This window comes from Pseudomonas sp. NPDC089428 (genome assembly GCF_044749325.1).
GTDB lineage: Bacteria > Pseudomonadota > Gammaproteobacteria > Pseudomonadales > Pseudomonadaceae > Aquipseudomonas.
This window is the reverse complement of the sequence record NZ_JBIVHT010000021.1, coordinates 1-14,468: the sequence shown is the minus strand read 5'-3', so window position 1 is coordinate 14,468 and position 14,468 is coordinate 1. Positions and strand designations below refer to the sequence as shown.

14 protein-coding genes are annotated in these 14,468 nt (G+C 66.0%); all 14 read right to left on the bottom strand.

Annotated elements, in window-relative coordinates; genetic code table 11:
- Positions 1–93: 93 nt before the first annotated feature.
- Complete coding sequence (locus tag ACIPZ5_RS25115; protein ID WP_343598570.1) at positions 94–789, bottom strand: response regulator; 696 nt, start codon at positions 787–789, stop codon at positions 94–96.
- Positions 786–3,440: a DUF4118 domain-containing protein gene (locus ACIPZ5_RS25110; protein WP_400811230.1), complete on the bottom strand. Its 2,655-nt coding sequence runs from the start codon at positions 3,438–3,440 to the stop codon at positions 786–788. The genes ACIPZ5_RS25115 and ACIPZ5_RS25110 overlap by 4 nt, the downstream gene beginning before the upstream one ends.
- Positions 3,441–3,564: 124 nt before the next feature.
- Positions 3,565–4,116, bottom strand: coding sequence for a potassium-transporting ATPase subunit KdpC (gene kdpC / locus ACIPZ5_RS25105; RefSeq protein ID WP_343598572.1), 552 nt, complete (start codon positions 4,114–4,116; stop codon positions 3,565–3,567).
- Positions 4,117–4,126: 10 nt separating this feature from the next.
- On the bottom strand, positions 4,127–6,181 hold the full coding sequence (gene kdpB, locus ACIPZ5_RS25100) for a potassium-transporting ATPase subunit KdpB (RefSeq protein ID WP_343598573.1): 2,055 nt from the start codon (positions 6,179–6,181) through the stop codon (positions 4,127–4,129).
- Between the two features lie 10 nt (positions 6,182–6,191).
- Positions 6,192–7,886 (bottom strand): potassium-transporting ATPase subunit KdpA, encoded by a 1,695-nt coding sequence (gene kdpA, locus ACIPZ5_RS25095; protein WP_400811227.1) that lies wholly within the window; start codon positions 7,884–7,886, stop codon positions 6,192–6,194.
- Between the two features lie 9 nt (positions 7,887–7,895).
- Positions 7,896–7,985: a K(+)-transporting ATPase subunit F gene (gene kdpF / locus ACIPZ5_RS25090; RefSeq protein ID WP_033696222.1), complete on the bottom strand. Its 90-nt coding sequence runs from the start codon at positions 7,983–7,985 to the stop codon at positions 7,896–7,898.
- A 253-nt stretch (positions 7,986–8,238) separates the two neighbouring features.
- A complete protein-coding gene (locus ACIPZ5_RS25085; RefSeq protein WP_400811225.1) occupies positions 8,239–9,285 on the bottom strand; it encodes an AI-2E family transporter in 1,047 nt (348 codons plus the stop codon).
- 12 nt (positions 9,286–9,297) lie between these two features.
- Positions 9,298–10,092: a DUF4892 domain-containing protein gene (locus ACIPZ5_RS25080; RefSeq protein WP_400811223.1), complete on the bottom strand. Its 795-nt coding sequence runs from the start codon at positions 10,090–10,092 to the stop codon at positions 9,298–9,300.
- 109 nt (positions 10,093–10,201) lie between these two features.
- Positions 10,202–11,056 carry an alpha/beta fold hydrolase gene (locus tag ACIPZ5_RS25075; RefSeq protein WP_400811221.1) on the bottom strand — a complete coding sequence of 285 codons (855 nt, stop codon included), beginning with the start codon at positions 11,054–11,056 and terminating at the stop codon, positions 10,202–10,204.
- Entirely contained in the window at positions 11,053–11,841 is a 789-nt protein-coding gene (locus ACIPZ5_RS25070) for an alpha/beta fold hydrolase (RefSeq protein ID WP_400811219.1), read from the bottom strand. Before ACIPZ5_RS25070 ends, ACIPZ5_RS25075 begins: the two co-directional genes overlap by 4 nt.
- Positions 11,842–11,933: 92 nt before the next feature.
- Positions 11,934–12,320 (bottom strand): hypothetical protein, encoded by a 387-nt coding sequence (locus ACIPZ5_RS25065; RefSeq protein WP_400811217.1) that lies wholly within the window; start codon positions 12,318–12,320, stop codon positions 11,934–11,936.
- Positions 12,321–12,418: 98 nt separating this feature from the next.
- On the bottom strand, positions 12,419–12,877 hold the full coding sequence (sixA, locus tag ACIPZ5_RS25060; protein WP_400811215.1) for a phosphohistidine phosphatase SixA: 459 nt from the start codon (positions 12,875–12,877) through the stop codon (positions 12,419–12,421).
- On the bottom strand, positions 12,874–13,221 hold the full coding sequence (locus ACIPZ5_RS25055; protein ID WP_400811213.1) for a DUF4389 domain-containing protein: 348 nt from the start codon (positions 13,219–13,221) through the stop codon (positions 12,874–12,876). The genes sixA and ACIPZ5_RS25055 overlap by 4 nt, the downstream gene beginning before the upstream one ends.
- 15 nt (positions 13,222–13,236) lie before the next feature.
- Positions 13,237–14,262, bottom strand: a complete 1,026-nt coding sequence (locus ACIPZ5_RS25050; protein ID WP_400811211.1) for an NAD(P)H-dependent glycerol-3-phosphate dehydrogenase — start codon at positions 14,260–14,262, stop codon at positions 13,237–13,239.
- Positions 14,263–14,468: the final 206 nt, after the last annotated feature.

Sequence of the window (14,468 nt, the reverse complement as noted above, 5' to 3'; positions counted from 1 at the left end):
GTGGGAGCGGGCGTGCCCGCGAAGCAAGCACCGCGGAGTTTGGCACCGGCTTTGCCGGTGTTCGCGGGCATGCCCGCTCCCACAGGGATCACATCAGGGCTGAGGTGCCACCAGGCGATACCCCACCCCGGCCTCGGTAATGATGAACCGCGGCGCCGTCGGGTCATCGCCAAGCTTCTGCCGCAAATGCCCCACCACGATCCGCAGGTAGTGGGTATCGTCGACATGGGTCGGCCCCCAGATGTCCTTGAGCAGTTGCTGCTGGGTGATCACCCGCCCCGGATGCCCGGCCAGTTGCGCCAGCAGTGCGTACTCCTTGCGCGTCAGTGCGATTTCCAGGCCATCCAGCGTCACCTTGCGAAAGGCGAAATCCACTACCAGTGGCCCGAAGCTGGCCGTCACTTCGCTGCCACCCGACTGCGGCACCTGGCGCAGCAGCGCGCGCACCCGGGCAAGAAACTCCTGGATGCCGAATGGCTTGGTCACGTAGTCATTGGCGCCACCATCCAGCGCGTCGACCTTCTGCACTTCGCTGGCCCGCACCGACAGCACCAGCACGGGCACTGCGCTCCACTCGCGCAACTCACGCAGCACCTGCTGGCCATCCATGTCCGGCAGGCCGAGGTCGAGCACCACCAGGTCGGGCTTGGCCAGCGCGGCCTGGGCCAGCCCTTCGTTGCCGGTGGCGGCCTCGATCACCTTGTAGCCCTGGGAACTCAGGCTGATGCGCAGGAACTTGCGGATCTGCGGTTCATCGTCGATGACCAACAGGGTGGCGGATTGGCTCATGGGATTTCGCTTTCGGCTTCAGGTTGCTGGGGCAGCGGCAAGCATAGAGTGATGCAGGTGCCGTGGCCATCGATGCCTTCGCTGACCAGGATCTGCCCACCATGGGCACCGATCATGCCCTGGCAGATCGCCAGGCCCAGGCCAGTGCCCTGGCCGCCGCGATCGCCACGGGCAGCGGTGTAGAACATGTCGAAGATCTTCTCCCGTTCAGCCACCGGAATGCCGGGGCCCTGGTCGCTGACGGCGAAGTGCAACTGCTCGCCGTGCACCGATACCCGCAGTTCCAGGCGGCCTTGCGCGGGCGAAAAGCGCGCGGCGTTTTCCAGCACATTGATCAGCGCCTGCTCGATCAACGCGGCATGCACGAACAGCAGCGGCAGTTCAGCGGGCACGTCGGTATGTACGCGCAACGGCGCCAGTACCGCGCGCAGGCGGTTGAGGGCACTGCCGACGATATCGGCGGGGGCCACCCAGTCGCGGGCAAGCTTGAGGCCGCCGTGGCCAAGGCGAGTCATGTCGAGCAGGTTCTGGATGTAGCGGTCAAGGCGTTCAGCCTCGTTGCGCGTACCTTCGAGCAGCTCGCGGCGGTCTTCGACGGGGATCGCCTCGCCCAGCGCCAGCAAGCTGTCGATGCTGCCGCGCATGGCCGTCAGCGGGGTGCGCAGATCGTGCGACACCGAGGCGAGCAAGGCGCTGCGCAGCTGCTCGGTTTCGCCGTGCAGGCGGGCGGCTTCGAGTTGTTCGGCCAGCCGGGCACGGGCCAGGGCCTGGGCCAGGGGTTGCCCCAGGGCCATCAGCAGGCGCCGGCGCTGGGCGCTCAGCGGCTCGCCGGAACGCGGGCGCACGCCAAGCAGGGCCAGGGGTTGGTCGTCGACCGCCAGCGGCCACCACCACCAGCGGCCATTGGGCAAGGTATCGCTGCCGTGGCCGGCGGCCTGGCCGTGCTGCCAGGCCCACTCGGCGGCGGCACGTTCGTTGTCGCTCAAGGCCTGGGCTTCGCCGCTTGCCAGCTGCAGCAGGCCTTCGCTGTTGCGCTCCAGCAGGCACACCTGCACGTCTTTCCAGCCATTGAGATGGCGACCGGCCGCGTTGAACACCGCCTGACGGTCGGTGGCCACGGTCAACCGGCGCGACAGGTCGAGCAGTTGGTTGGTCTGCGCCTGAGTTTCCCGCAGGGCCTGCAGCTGGCTGCGCTGGCGGGCCGCGAGATTGCCGGTGAGGGCCGCCATGAGCAGGAAGAACACCAGCGTCAGCACGTCTTCTTCGCGCTGAATGCTGAACGAGAAGTTCGGCGGAATGAACAGGAAATCGTAGGTCAGGAACGACAGCGCCGCACAGGCCAGCGCCGGGCCCAGGCTGCTGCGCACGGCCACCAGCAGCACGGCGGCGAGGAACACCAGCGAGATGTTGGGTAGCGCCAGCACGCTCGATACGCCCCAGGCCAGGCCCGCTGCCAGCGCCGTGGCCAGCAGCGCCAACAGGTAATGGCGCCAAACCCACACCCGGCTGACCGCCGCACGCGCCGGGCGTGCCTGGCTGTCGCGGTCGAGCACGTTGATCTCCAGACCATGGCTTTCGCGCAACAGCCGGGTAGCGACACCGGCACCGAACAGGCGCCGACGCAGCCGGTCACGGGATTGCCCGACCAGCACCAGGCTGGCACGGCGCTCGCTGGCGTGCTGGATCAAGGTCCGCGCCACCTCGCCAGCGCGCAGCAACACCACCTCGCCACCCAGGCGCTCGGCCAGTTGCTGGGCCGCCTGCAGGCGCTGGCGCGCAGCTTCGTCACGCAGCCGGCCGTTGTCGACGTGCACCAGGCTCCACGGCAGGTGGCGGCGCTGGGCAACACGGCTGGCGTGGCGCACCAGGCGTTCGGCCTGGTCATCGCCATCCACGCCCACCAGCAGGCGCCCGCGCAAAGCCGGCGCCGCTTCGCCGCGCAGGCGGTAGCCGTGGGCCAGGTCAGCGTCGACCTGAGCGGCGGCGGTCTGCATGGCCAGCTCGCGCAGGGCGGTAAGGTTGGTTTGCGAGAAGTATGCGTCGATGGCCGCCCGCGCCTGTTCCGGCACGTAGACCTTGCCTTCGCGCAGGCGTTCGAGCAGTTCACGAGGTGGCAGGTCGATCAGCACCAGCTCGAATGCTTCCTGCAGCACCCAGTCGGGCAGCGTTTCGCGCACCTGCACGCCGGTAATGCCGCGGACCGTGTCGTTGAGGCTTTCCAGGTGCTGGACGTTGACCGTGGTGTACACGTCGATACCTGCGGCGAGCAGCTCCTGCACGTCCTGCCAGCGTTTGGCGTGGCGGCTGCCGGGGGCGTTGGTGTGTGCCAGCTCGTCGACCAGGACCAGGCTCGGCGCGGCCTGGAGCAGGCCGTCGAGGTCCATTTCCTCAAGGGTGACCCCGCGGTACTCGCTGCGCAGCAGGGGCTGCTGGAGCAGGCCACCGAGCAGCGCTTCGGTCTCGGCTCGGCCGTGGGTTTCGACCACCCCGGCCAGCACCTGCACACCTTGGCGTTGCTGGGCATGGGCGGCCTGGAGCATGGCGAAGGTCTTACCGACGCCAGGAGCGGCGCCGAGGAAGACCTTGAGCCGGCCGCGACCGCTGCGTGGGAGGTTGGCCAACAGCGCGTCTGCGCGGGAGGAGTCACTCATGTTTATTCCTGTTTCCTGCAATCAGCACACTTCAGGCGCAAACGCCGTAGCTGTGGGAGCGGGTTTATCGGGGCGCCGAAAAATCCGCTCCCACAGGTTCTCTGCTAGCCGTTCAAGTCATTTTTCAATGGCCTAGCTGGTCCAGGGCCTGGTTCAAGGCCAGCACATTGACCACCGGCGGCCCGATCAATGGGTGGAGGGTGGCCTCTTCCAGCAAGGCTTGCAAGCGCTCTACTGGCACCTGCCGCGCTGCGGCTACCCGGGGAATCTGGTAAGCCACCGCTGCCGGTGGCAAGTGCGGGTCCAGGCCGCTGCCCGAGGTGGTCAGCAGTGCCTGGGGCACCGGCCCCAACTGCGCCTGGTACAGCGTCGCAGCATCGCCTTTGACCCGTTCGGCCAGCGCCGGATTGCTCGGGGCCAGGTTGCTCGCGCTACTGGCCACGGTGGCAAAAGCACCCGCCGAAGGCCGTGAATGGAACCAGCCATCGCCCTGGAAATCCTGGGCAATCAAGACCGAACCCCGCACCTGCCCGCGCTCATCGCGCAGCAGGCTGCCATTGGCCTGGTCGGGGAACGCCAGCTGGGCAACTCCGGTCACCGCCAACGGGTACAGCGCGCCGGTGACCACTGTCATCAGCAGAATCAGGCTCAACGCCGGGCGTACGTAATGGTTCATGATGGCCTCCTCAGACCAGGTGCAAGGCATTGAGCAGCAGGTCGATCAGCTTGATCCCGGCAAATGGCACGACGATGCCACCCAGCCCGTAGATCAGCAGGTTGCGCCGCAGCAGGTGCGCCGCGCTCGCTGCCTGCACGCGCACACCCCGCAGCGCCAGCGGAATCAGGACGATGATGATCAGCGCGTTGAACACGATGGCCGAGAGGATCGCGCTCTGCGGGCTGGCCAGCTGCATCAGGTTGAGCACGCCCAGCTGCGGATAGATGGCGGCGAACAGCGCCGGCAGGATGGCGAAGTACTTGGCCACGTCGTTGGCAATGGAAAAAGTGGTCAGCGCCCCGCGGGTCACGAGCAACTCCTTGCCCACCTGCACCACGTCCAGCAGCTTGGTCGGGTCGCTGTCCAGATCGACCATGTTGGCGGCCTCACGCGCCGCCTGGGTACCATCGTTCATGGCCATGCCGACGTCCGCCTGGGCCAGCGCCGGGGCGTCGTTGGCACCGTCACCGCACATGGCCACCAGGCGGCCATCGTTCTGCTCCTGGCGGATGCGTGCCAGTTTCTTCTCCGGCGTGGCTTCGGCGAGCACATCATCCACCCCCGCTTCGGCAGCAATGGCTGCAGCGGTCAGCGGGTTGTCGCCGGTCACCATCACCGTGCGGATGCCCAGCTTGCGCAGCTCGGCGAAACGCTCGCGGATGCCCGGCTTGACCACGTCCTTGAGGTGAATCACGCCGAGCAGACGCTTGTCCAGGCACACCAGCAGCGGGGTGCCACCACTCTGGGCGATGCGCTCCACTTCACGGGCCAACGCGGCGGGCAGGTCGAGGCGCTGCATGCCGACGAAGGCCAGCACCGCATCGACGGCACCCTTGCGGTAGCGGTGCTGCTGGAAGTCGATGCCCGACAGGCGCGTCTCGGCGCTGAAGGCGATTGCCTGGTACTGCCCGGGCGACGGCTCGATGAAGTCGTGCAACTGGCGCAGGTATTCGACGATCGACTTGCCCTCGGCGGTGTCATCGGCCAGCGAGGCAAGCAAAGCGCCCTCCCCCAGTTCCTTGGCGGTCACCCCTTGGGCGGCATGCAGGGCGCTGCAGCGGCGGTTGCCGAAGGTGATGGTGCCGGTCTTGTCGAGCATCAGCGTATGCACGTCGCCAGCCGCCTCCACCGCCCGCCCGGAACGGGCGATCACATTCAGGCGCACCAGGCGGTCCATGCCGGCGATGCCGATGGCCGAGAGCAGACCACCGATAGTGGTGGGAATCAGCGTCACCAGCAGCGCGGCGAGGAAGATCAGCGGCAGGCTGCCACCGGCAAAGTGGGCAAACGGCTGCAGGGTCACCACCACGATCAGGAAGATCAGGGTCAGGCCGATCAGCAGGATGTCGAGGGCGATTTCGTTGGGGGTCTTCTGCCGCTTGGCGCCTTCGACCAGGGCGATCATGCGGTCCAGGGTCGATTCGCCGGGGTTGCTGGTGATGCGGATCAGCAGCCAGTCGGACACCAGCCGGGTGTTGCCGGTAACGGCCGAACGGTCGCCCCCGGATTCACGGATGACCGGCGCAGATTCACCGGTGATGGCCGCTTCGTTGACCGCCGCGATGCCTTCGAGGACCTCGCCGTCACCGGGGATCATCTCGCCGGCCACCACGCGCACCACATCGTCCTTGCGCAACGCCGTGGCAGCGACGCTCTCGAAACTGCCATCGCGTTTGCGCCGCTGCGCCATCAAACCCTGGCTACCGGCCTTGAGGCTGTCGGCGCGGGCCTTGCCACGGCCTTCGGCGAGGGCCTCGGCGAAGTTGGCGAACAGTACGGTGAACCACAGCCACAGGGCGATCTGCGCGGCAACGCCGGTGCTGACGCCATTGCCAGGCGCGAAACACAAAGCGGTAGTGAGGATGGCCGTCAGGGCGACCACCAACATCACCGGCGCGCGCTTGAGCTGACGTGGGTCGAGCTTGACGAAGGCCTGCACCAGCGCTGGGCGCCACAGGGCGGCGAAACGGGTCTGGTCCTTGGCGCTGTGCGAGGTTTTCACTTCAGGAATGGGCATGTTCATGGATGATTCCTCAGAAACCCAGGCTCAGTTGTTCGGCGATCGGCCCGAGGGCCAGGGTCGGCAGGAAGGTCAGGCCACCGACCAGCAGGATGGTCACCAGCAACAGGCAGGCGAACAGCGGGCCGTGGGTGGGAAAACTGTTCAGGCCCTGGGGCGCGCTCTTCTTCGCCGCCAGGCTGCCAGCCAGGGCAAGGATCGGCAGGATGTAGCCGAAGCGGCCAATCAGCATGGCCAGGCCGATCATCACGTTGTGGAACACGGTGTTGGCGCCAAATCCGGCGAAAGCCGAGCCATTGTTGGCGGTGGCCGAGGTATAGGCGTAAAGCAGCTGACTGAAGCCATGGGCGCCCGGGTTGCTTACCGCGCTGGCTGGCCCTGGCAGGCTGGCGGCGATGGCCGCGAGCACCAGTACGCCAACTGGCATCACCAACAGGGTCGCCACCAGCAGCTGCACTTCCCGCGCCTGCAACTTCTTGCCCAGGTATTCGGGCGTGCGGCCGATCATCAGGCCGGCCAGGAACACAGCAATCAGCACGAACAGCAACATGCCGTAGAGCCCTGCACCGACGCCGCCGAAAATCACCTCGCCGACCATCATGTTGACCATCGCGACCATGCCGGTCAGCGGGTTGAGGCTATCGTGCATGGCATTGACCGAGCCGTTGGAGGCTGCGGTGGTGGTCACCGTCCACAGCACCGAACCGGTGGTGCCGAAGCGGCTCTCCTTGCCTTCCATGGGCGCGCTCTGTTGCACCTGGGCGCTTTCCAGTGCCGGGTTCGGCTGAAGTTCCGACCACAGCGCAGTGGCGCCGCCAAGCAGGAACAGGCCGAACATGCAGGCAATGATTGCGCGGCTCTGGCGCAGGTCCTTGACGTAGTGACCAAAGGTGAACACCAGTGCCACCGGGATCAGGATGATCGAGGCCACCTCGAACAGGTTGCTCCAGGCCGTGGGGTTCTCGAACGGGTGCGCCGAGTTGACGCCGAAGAAGCCGCCACCGTTGGTACCCAGCTGCTTGATGGCGATCTGGCTGGCGGCCGGGCCCAGCGGGATGGTCTGGTCAGCCCCCTGCAGGGTCACGGCGTGGGCGTAGTCGGCGAAGGTCTGAGGCACACCCTGCCAGACCAGCAGCAGCGCAAGCGGCAGGCACAGCGGCAGCAGGCCGTAGAGGGAGGCGCGGGTCATGTCGACCCAGAAGTTGCCCAAGTGGGTGGTGGAACGGCGAGCGATGCCGCGGCACAGCGCGACCAGCACGGCCAGGCCGGTGGCGGCGCTGACAAAGTTCTGCACGGTCAGGCCGAGCATCTGGCTCAGGTAACTGACCGAGGCCTCGCCACTGTAGGCCTGCCAGTTGGTGTTGGTGACGAAACTCACCGCCGTGTTGAACGCCAGCGACCATTCCTGGCCGGGCAGGTGCTGGGGGTTGAGTGGCAGGTAGCCTTGCAGCAGCAGCACGGCGAACAGCAACAGGAAGCCCGCCAGGTTGAAGGCCAGCAGGGCCAGGGTGTACTGCTGCCAGTTCTGCTCCTGGTCGGCGCGCACGCCAGCCAGGCGATAGCAGCCCCGCTCAACCGGCCCAAGCACGGGCGTCAGCCAGGTGCGCTGCCCTTCCATGACCTTGTAGTAGAAGCGCCCAAGCCAAGGTGCCGGCAACAGCACGATGGCGAAAAAAGCCACTAGCAAAGCGTAATCGTAACTGTGCATGGCCGCTCCCTAGCTGCGATCGGCGCGCAGCAGCGCCACCAGCAGGTAAACCGCCAACGCCACTGCCAGTAGCAGTGACAGACCGTCGAGCATGTACATGAGTGGAACTCCCCTTTTGGCGGCTTGTACCGCTTTGGGGGAATTGTCCGAGCGAGGGGCGTAAAGGGGCGAGACCAGGGGGTGGGGGTGGGAATAAAGAATGCGTAAAGATGAGGTTTGTTGAATGGCTGCACTGGCCTCTTCGCGGGTAAGCCCGCCCCCACAGGAACCGCACCGAATTCAAGGGTAGCGGTGATCCTGTGGGAGCGGCGGTTCGGCGCCCCGATTTACCCGCGAAGAGGCCGGTACAGGTTTATTGCTGGGCCTGCGCCGAATTACGGCTCCAGTCCAGCAGCAGGCTGTAGCCGACCGCCAGCAAGGTCGGGCCGATGAACAGGCCGATGAAACCAAAGGCGATCAAACCGCCGAACACGCCGAGCAGCACGATCACCAGCGGCAGGTTGCCGCCGCGACTGATCAGGTACGGCTTGAGCACGTTGTCCACGCCGCTGATGACGAAGGTGCCCCAGATGCCCAGGAACACTGCCATGCCGTACTCACCCTTCCACACCAGCCAGCCGGTCGCCGGGATCCACGCCAGCGGTGGCCCCATCGGAATCAGGCTGAGCATGAAGGTAAACAGCCCCAGCACGATCGCCCCGGGCACCCCGGCGATCAGGAAGCCGATCAACGCCAGCAGGGCCTGGGCCGCAGCCGTGCCGATCACGCCGTTGACCACCCGTTGCACGGTGCCGGCCACCAGCTCCAGGTAGTAATCGGCACGCTCGCCCACCAGCCGGTTCAGCAGACGCAAAACGAATGCCGACAAGCGCGGCCCGTCACGGTAGAAGAAGAACACGAACACCAGGCTCAGGGTCAGCTCCAGCACACCACTGCCAATCTGCGCACTGCGCGCCAGCAACCAGTTACCGACCTGACCCAGGTAAGGTTTTACCGACGCCAGCAAGGCTGCACCCTGCTGGTCGAGGGATTGCCACCAGCTGACCAGGCGCTCGCCAACGAAGGGAATGCCGCCGAGCCAGTCAGGCGCATCGGGCAGGCCATCGACCTGCACGTCACGGACAAAGGCGGTGGCATCGCGGATGTGGTCGGCCAGGTTGAAGCCCAGCCACACCAGCGGCAAGGCGACGATCAGGATCCAGGCCATGGTCAGCAGGCTGGCGGCCAGGGTTTCGCGCCCCCCCAGCACGCGGGTCAGCAGGCGCATCAACGGCCAGCTGGCAAAAGCCAGGATGGCGCCCCACAACAACGCGGAAATGAAAGGTGCCATGACCCACAGGGCGGCACCGAGCAGCGCCAGCAGCAGAATCTGGATCAACAGGCGGTCATTGTTGGCCATGGTGGCACTCACTCAACGAATCAGTTCCAGGTGCAGGCCATCGGTAGGTGCAGTGCCGACTTCGAGCCGGCCGTCACGCACGCCAGCCTTGACCAGTTGTTCGCGCCAGGCCCCAGCCTGGGCGCCACTCAAGCTCGCGCGCAGGGTGCTGTCGAGGTTCAGGCTGCGTGCCAGCAAGGTCACCCAGCTGTCCCGTGGCTCAGCCAGGTCAGGGTAGTCGAGCTTGCCGGTGTCGCGCATTTCGCGCAGCACGGTGGCGGCGGTCGGCAGTATTTCGCCCAGCGGGCTACTGGCGACGAACTCTTCCACATGCAGGTAGGCACGGCGGTTGCCACGGGTGACGCTGTACAGCGCAACCAGGGTGTCGGCCTCCTCGGCCGAGCGGCGCAGGAGGATGAACGCCTGCTGCTCGTCGCCACCGTTCAACCGGGCATTGGCGAACACATCATTGGCCCACAGGCTGCCTTCGCCGCAATCGCGGCCCTGGCACCAGAACAGCGGGTAGCCGCCGTCATGCTGCAGCGTTTCGCGGGCGCTGGTGAAGGCTTCGCGGGCACTGCGCTCGACCGGCAGCTCGTAAGTGACCGAGCTGACCTGGCCGCGGCTTTCGATCTTGTCTTCGACGCGCAGGCGGCCGCTGATCTTGCGCAGCGGGCCCATGGGGTAGACACGTTCCTGCTCCCCGGCCGGGCGCTGGTCGACCACCTTGGCGTCCACCGGCACCGGCAGGCTGCCGGCCCAAAGCAAGGGGCTGGCCAGCACGAGGCAGGCGGCGAAGGCAGTACGGATGGAAACGGGCGCGCTCATCGGCGACCCATGCGGCGCGGCGCGCCGGGTTGAAGCTCCAGGATATCTGGCAGTTGCATGGTTGTCTCCCTGTTCAACCCGCCCAGCCTCGGCACTTGCCCGGTGCAAGTCAAGCAAAGCCAAAGAAGCGATTGAAACAGTCTGCGACAAGGGCCGCACCCTGTTCATCGTTCAAGTGCAGGTGATGCCCGCCGGGCAACAGCGTCTGCGCAAAGGGTAGCTGCTCCAGCAGCTCGGTGTGGCGCGCCAGCATCCCGTCAGCGGCCACCACCAGGCTGGCCGGGCAACTCACACGCCGCACGTAGGCCATGGCCTGGGCCTGGCTCAGGCGCACCGGTGACGGCAAGGTCAGGCGGCTGTCGCTGCGCCAGCTGTAACCGCCGGGCACCGGCATCAGGCCGCGTTGGGCCAGCAACTCGGCGGCTTCCCGAGTGACCGCGACCATGCCCTTCATGCGCGCTTGCACGCCCTCCTCCAGGCTCGTGTAAACGGACTTGCGCTTGCCGTCCAGGCGCAGCTGGGCCTGGAGGGCCATGCCCAGGCGTTCAGCGGCATCCTGCTCGGCACCCGTGGGGGGAATGACTCCATCGATCAAGGCCAGATGGCTGACCCGGTCGGGCAAGGCACCGGCCAGCTGCACCGAAATGATCGCGCCCAACGAATGCCCGAGCAGGGCAAAACGCTGCCAGCCCAGCTGTTCGGCAACCCGCAGCACATCGTGGGCGTAATCGGCCAAGGCATAACCCGCGCCCAATGGACGGTGCTCGGAATAACCGTGCCCGGCCAGATCAAGGGCGACGATGCGCAGCCCGTTCAACCGCGGTGCCAGGCGGGCGAAGCTGTTGGCGTTGTCCAGCCAGCCGTGCAAGGCGATCACCGGCAGTCCATCGTCCGGGCCGAACAGGTGGGCGGCCAGCTCGATATGGCCCAGGCTCAGGCGGACTTCCTCGACCTGGGTGCTCATGCCTGGCTCCAGCGGTCGAACAGGCCCTTGATCAGGCTGGCGGTGTCGGTTGGCCGTTCCAGTGGGAACATGTGCCCGCCCGGCACGCTGTGATACTCGCCCCGAGGCATGCCGCGCACCGCCAGTGCATGGTGGCGGCGGATGACCGTGCTGCGCTCGCCACGCACCATCGCCAGCGGCACCTGCAACTGGCGCGCGGGCGCCGGGCTGGCGTGGGGGATGCTGCGGTAGATGCTGATTTCCGTGGCCGGGTCGAAGCGCAGGCGCAAGCCATCCTCGCCCACTTGCAGGCCATGCTCGAGGTAGGCCTCCAGGCAATCCGGGTCGAAGTGGCGGAACAGCGACTTGCTGGCAAAGTAGGCACGTGCGCTGTCACGGTCGGCGAAGGCTTCACGCCGCCCGAGGGTGCGGCCAGCCGGGGTGATGCGGTCGATGAAGCCGAAACGCTTGGCGGTGCGCAGCAGCCATTGGTCAGCACGGGTCAGTACCGGTGAGTCGAGCATCACCACGCCACGGTACAACTCGGGCCGACGCAAGGCCGCGTGCAGGTGCAGCACGCCCCCCAGCGAATGGCCGACACCCCAGACCGGCGCCTCCTGCTGCACCAGGTGGTGCAGCAGTTCATCGACCAGATTCTGCCAGTTGTCGTCCACCGGAAAGCGCGGGTCGTGGGCATGCTGGGCCAGGTGACTGACCTGATAATCCGGCGCCAGGGCGGCGAACAGCTTGCCGTAGGTGGCCGAAGGAAAACCGTTGGCATGGGCGAAGAAGATCTGCTGCGACATGGCGCCTGGTCCGGACGGGGATGATGGCCCATTGTCGGCATCGCGCTGGCACACGGCAACGTCTGTAATTGTCATCGCCAAGGGCAATCAGGTCATGCCGACTTGTCGAAACTGGCCAGCGAACGGCGCAGGCATGCCTGCATGTAGGTAATCTGGCTCTCCAGTGCCTCACGGGCCAGGCGTTGGTCCTTGAGATCGAGCTGCAGGCGGCGCAAGGCCAGGCAGCTGGCCTGCAGCAGGTGAGACATGCGCATGCAGGATTGCTGCAACTCGTGCAGGTCCTGCTCGACATGCAGGTTATCCAGTGGCTGCTGCTCGATCTTGTTGCGAATTCTGCCCATCAGGTGATAGAGCTTGGCGTCGGCCGCTTCTCTCAACAGGCTGTACTGGGCGAAATCGAGTCGGTGGTTGCCCTGCACGGCTTCAATCGTGGGTTGCAGGTCCACTGAGCGCAAAAGCTCATACATCAACCCGATCATTCAGCGCTCCCTGTCTTTTCGTTTAGCGGTGACTCCGGCGCCAAGCATCCATTGGATCCAAAATATTGGCAACTGATAAAAATGCCAGTTGCTCCCACTCAGTCAGGCGCATTAAGCGCGCGCAACGTCATCAGCCCTGCCAGCGGCCAGCCACCTTCCAGCTCCGCCAGGCTGGCCGTGCTCATCCCTGCCGGCTGCTGTACATGGCCATGCTCCAGCATGCCGACCAGCGAACCCACCAGTGGCTGGTGGCTGACCAGCAACACATGCTCCAGGCCCAGGCGCTCGATCTCGCCGATCACCTGCCGCACATCGCTATCGGGTGTCAGCCACGGCACGGTGCGCACAGGTTCGGCGAAGCCCAGGGTGTCATGCACCAGGGCGGCCGTCTGTTGCGCGCGCACGTACGGGCTGGCAATGATCGCCTGCAAAGGCTGGCCCAGCAGCCGCGCAGCACTGTGCAGCACCTGCTCGCGACCATGGCCGGTCAGGCGCCGCTCGGCGTCGGTATTGGCGCGCGGCTCCGCTTCGCCGTGGCGCAGCACCCACAGCTTCACAGCTTGGGCTCCTCGTCGCGCACCGGGTGCGCTGCCGGGGACACGGCGTGGGGCGCCTCGCCTTCCGGAGCACGCGCTGCCGGCCAGTCGGCGAATGGCCAGGGCTTCTGGTCAGTGTGGAAGGTACCGAAACGGCCGATCTGCGCCAGGTACTGGCTGAGGCTGTCACCAAAATTCATCAGGCTGGCGCTCGGTGCGCCATAGACCAGGCGATAGACCAGTTGCACCAGCACCAGGCCGCCGAGCAGCAGCTCGGCCAGTTGCCAGACCACCAGGAACACCAGCATCCACAGCACCCGCAGGATGATCGACTCGCGCTGGGCGCGCTCGGGGGTATCGTTCATGTGCTGCTCCTTCGCTTAATTGAAACCACTGGTGGAAATGAAATCGACGTCGGTCTTGGGCTCTGCGCGCATCAGGTGCTCGATCACCTGGTTCAGCGTGCGGCCTTCGAACAGGATGGCATGCAGGCCGGCCACCAGCGGCATGTAGACCTGGACTTCCTGGGCCTTGGCCTTGAGCACCTTGAGCGTATTGACCCCTTCGGCCACTTCGCCCAGGCGGTTGACGGCCTGTTCCAGGCTCAGGCCCTGGCCCAGCGCGTGGCCGACCTGGTAGTTACGGCTCTTGGGCGACGAGCAGGTGACGATCAAGTCACCGACACCGGCCAGGCCGAGGAAGGTCATGGGGTTGGCACCCTGGCTGACGGCAAAGCGGGTCATCTCGGCCAGCGCGCGGGTGATCAGCATGCTCTTGGTGTTCTCGCCCATGCCCAGGGCTACTGCCATGCCGGCGATGATGGCGTAGACGTTCTTCAGCGCGCCGCCCAGTTCGACACCGAAGCGGTCGCTGCTGGCATAGACCCGGAAGGTGCGCCCATGCAGTACGTCCTGCACCTGTTGGCACAGTGCTTCGTCTTCACTGGCGACCACGGTGGCGGTCAGGGCGTGCTCGGCAATCTCGCGGGCCAGGTTGGGGCCGGACAGTACGCCGATACGGGCCTGGGGCGCGATTTCCTCGAGGATCTGGCTCATCAGCTTGAAGCTTTGCGCCTCGATGCCCTTGGTCAAGCTGACCAGGCATTTGCCGCGCAGCAGCTCGGCATGCGGCGCCAGTACGCTGCGCAGGGCACTCGAAGGCAGCGCAACGAAGATCAGGTCACTGGCTTGCAAGGTGGCCAGCAGGTCGTTGACCGGCTCGACACCGTCCTGCAGGCGGATGCCCTTGAGGTAGCGCGGGTTCTCGCGGTTGACCCGCATCGCCTCGGCCTGCTCGGGGTCGCGCATCCATTGACGCACCGGTACGCCATTCTCGGCCAACAGGTTCGCCACAGCGGTGCCGAAGCTGCCGCCTCCCAGAACTGCAACAGGTTGCTGTTCAGTCATATTCAATCCGTTAAAGCCATTAAGTTAAGTGGCGACCTGAACATTATACGGGTCGCCTGCTACAGAACCAGTGGTGGGGGGTTTCGGGTTTGTCATGGGTTTTTTAGCGCCTGTGAGATGTGCATGCCTTGAGGGTTTCAGCGCCTGTGAGATCGAGCGCCGCCCGCGCGGCGCTTCGCGGGGCAAGCCCGCTCCCACAGTCTGTT

Bases quoted from the DNA above. Each gene is read 5' to 3' on its own strand.
- ACIPZ5_RS25070 (WP_400811219.1), bottom strand. From the start codon at position 11,841: ATGTCGCAGCAGATCTTCTTCGCCCATGCCAACGGTTTTCCTTCGGCC.
- ACIPZ5_RS25080 (WP_400811223.1), bottom strand. From the start codon at position 10,092: ATGAGCGCGCCCGTTTCCATCCGTACTGCCTTCGCCGCCTGCCTCGTG.
- ACIPZ5_RS25115 (WP_343598570.1), bottom strand. From the start codon at position 789: ATGAGCCAATCCGCCACCCTGTTGGTCATCGACGATGAACCGCAGATC.
- ACIPZ5_RS25050 (WP_400811211.1), bottom strand. From the start codon at position 14,262: ATGACTGAACAGCAACCTGTTGCAGTTCTGGGAGGCGGCAGCTTCGGC.
- kdpC (WP_343598572.1), bottom strand. From the start codon at position 4,116: ATGAACCATTACGTACGCCCGGCGTTGAGCCTGATTCTGCTGATGACA.
- ACIPZ5_RS25110 (WP_400811230.1), bottom strand. From the start codon at position 3,440: ATGAGTGACTCCTCCCGCGCAGACGCGCTGTTGGCCAACCTCCCACGC.
- kdpA (WP_400811227.1), bottom strand. From the start codon at position 7,886: ATGCACAGTTACGATTACGCTTTGCTAGTGGCTTTTTTCGCCATCGTG.
- ACIPZ5_RS25065 (WP_400811217.1), bottom strand. From the start codon at position 12,320: ATGATCGGGTTGATGTATGAGCTTTTGCGCTCAGTGGACCTGCAACCC.
- ACIPZ5_RS25055 (WP_400811213.1), bottom strand. From the start codon at position 13,221: ATGAACGATACCCCCGAGCGCGCCCAGCGCGAGTCGATCATCCTGCGG.
- ACIPZ5_RS25085 (WP_400811225.1), bottom strand. From the start codon at position 9,285: ATGGCCAACAATGACCGCCTGTTGATCCAGATTCTGCTGCTGGCGCTG.
- kdpB (WP_343598573.1), bottom strand. From the start codon at position 6,181: ATGAACATGCCCATTCCTGAAGTGAAAACCTCGCACAGCGCCAAGGAC.
- kdpF (WP_033696222.1), bottom strand. From the start codon at position 7,985: ATGTACATGCTCGACGGTCTGTCACTGCTACTGGCAGTGGCGTTGGCG.
- ACIPZ5_RS25075 (WP_400811221.1), bottom strand. From the start codon at position 11,056: ATGAGCACCCAGGTCGAGGAAGTCCGCCTGAGCCTGGGCCATATCGAG.